This window comes from Aeromonas sobria, from assembly GCF_006243315.1.
In the GTDB taxonomy this organism is placed as follows: Bacteria; Pseudomonadota; Gammaproteobacteria; order Enterobacterales; family Aeromonadaceae; genus Aeromonas; species Aeromonas sobria_A.
In genome coordinates, this window is record NZ_NKWE01000003.1 from 1 (window position 1) to 1,583 (window position 1,583).

The 1,583-nt window shown below is 57.7% G+C and carries 1 protein-coding gene; it reads left to right on the forward strand.

Annotated elements, in window-relative coordinates; genetic code table 11:
• Window positions 1-972 precede the first annotated feature (972 nt).
• Window positions 973-1,245, forward strand: coding sequence for a hypothetical protein (locus CF137_RS01625; protein WP_139717471.1), 273 nt, complete (start codon window positions 973-975; stop codon window positions 1,243-1,245).
• The last annotated feature ends 338 nt before the right edge of the window (window positions 1,246-1,583 follow it).

Sequence of the window (1,583 nt, forward strand, 5' to 3'; positions counted from 1 at the left end):
GCTGCCGCCCACAAGCCGAACCGATGGCATGTGGACGGACGGTCGCTGTTACCCACCTCGCCAAGATACTCTCTCTAATGACTTTCTAGACGGGCTACGGCCTAACGGCCTCCGCGAAAAAGGAAGCGCCAAGGCCTTGCTTGGCAAGGCTGCGCCCTCCTGCTTAAAGCAGGCTTGCGCGACCATGATCGGACTATCGGACGAACCCAGCGTTTCCCCTGAGTTGCCGCCCCTCTGCACGCTCCGATAGAGCACCTCCAACAGCATCCCGCTATCCCGATTCAGGGGCCCTGAGAGCCCCTAGGCCTGTTTTCTCATACCTGCCTGTGGGTGTGCCTTGCTGAGGTGCGCCGCTGCGCGTATGGGCCGTTTGCAGAGTCTCCCCGTTCGGCCCGACCTACACACTCGTGACGGCAACAATCTCTTGAAGTCCAATCCGCACGGGTACGCTAAAGCGCCAAGGTGTAAGCCACGGCAACAGAGTCGGCACTGGGAGCTTGATTGATAGGGCCTAAGGCCGCTAAACTGGTGGGGTATTCGGTAGCTCGGTCGTGCCAGACCCTGTTACCCAGGTGAAGGGAGTTGCTGCTCCTAACACCTTCGAAAGAACCGCCTTGCTGGGCGGTTTTTTCGTTTTCGAGAGCCAGAGTACCCTCCGTGCGCCGTGCTGGTCAATTCGCATAAGCATTCAATCCGCCGATGCATCGCGGGGCCCCCTCCTGAGGGGTGCGATCCATCCGGCGGATTGCATCACTATGCAAGCGCCATTCACGCCGTAACAGCCCCGCTTGTGCAACATGGCGTTGCACCGCTACACCAAGCGATTTGCAACATGGCGTTGCTGGCAGTACTCCTAACTTTGCTTGCCAAAGTGTAAGGAGAACACTTCGACCCGAAGCCGCTTGTTGTTTTGGTAACTGTTACCGTATAAACTTAAGGTAACAGTTACCAAAACAACAGGGACAGACTGCCATGAAGGACGCTAACGACAAGCAAACCGCCGATCTCCTCCCGATGCCGAAGAAGCGCGGCAGGCCAGCCACAGGGAAGGCCCTCACGCCAGCCCAAAAACAGGCGGCATACCGAGCCAGACAGGCCGAAAATAAGGTAACAGTTACCATAAACAAGGCCGATCTGAAGGCCCTGAAGCGGGCTATTGCGCTCGTGGACTTCTTCCCCGAACTATCCTCCGATGAGCGAGAAGCCTTGTCCCGCGTCGAGTCGGCTATCTATCAAGCCGGCTAGCGATCACAGGGGCGCCAGCCCCTACAAGCCGCCCACAAGTGCCCATAGGATCGAGGGACGGTAGGCGGCGGAACACGCCAATATAGACCTGAGACGGAGGCCCCTTCTCCCTGCCAAACAGGCTTTTGAGGGCTTCCGCATCTGAGGGAGCAAAACGCCATAGCGCTCCCCTGTGAGACCTCGGCGAGGATGTTTGAATTTTGTGCTGGCCTCTATTGACAACCAGCGTTAAAATGCAGTCGGGGGAGGGTCCCGCGAAGCGGGAGCCGACCCCCTAGGACCTGTGTATATAACTGTCCTGATATCAACTGAAATCAAAAACAGCGCAACAGCTCCGC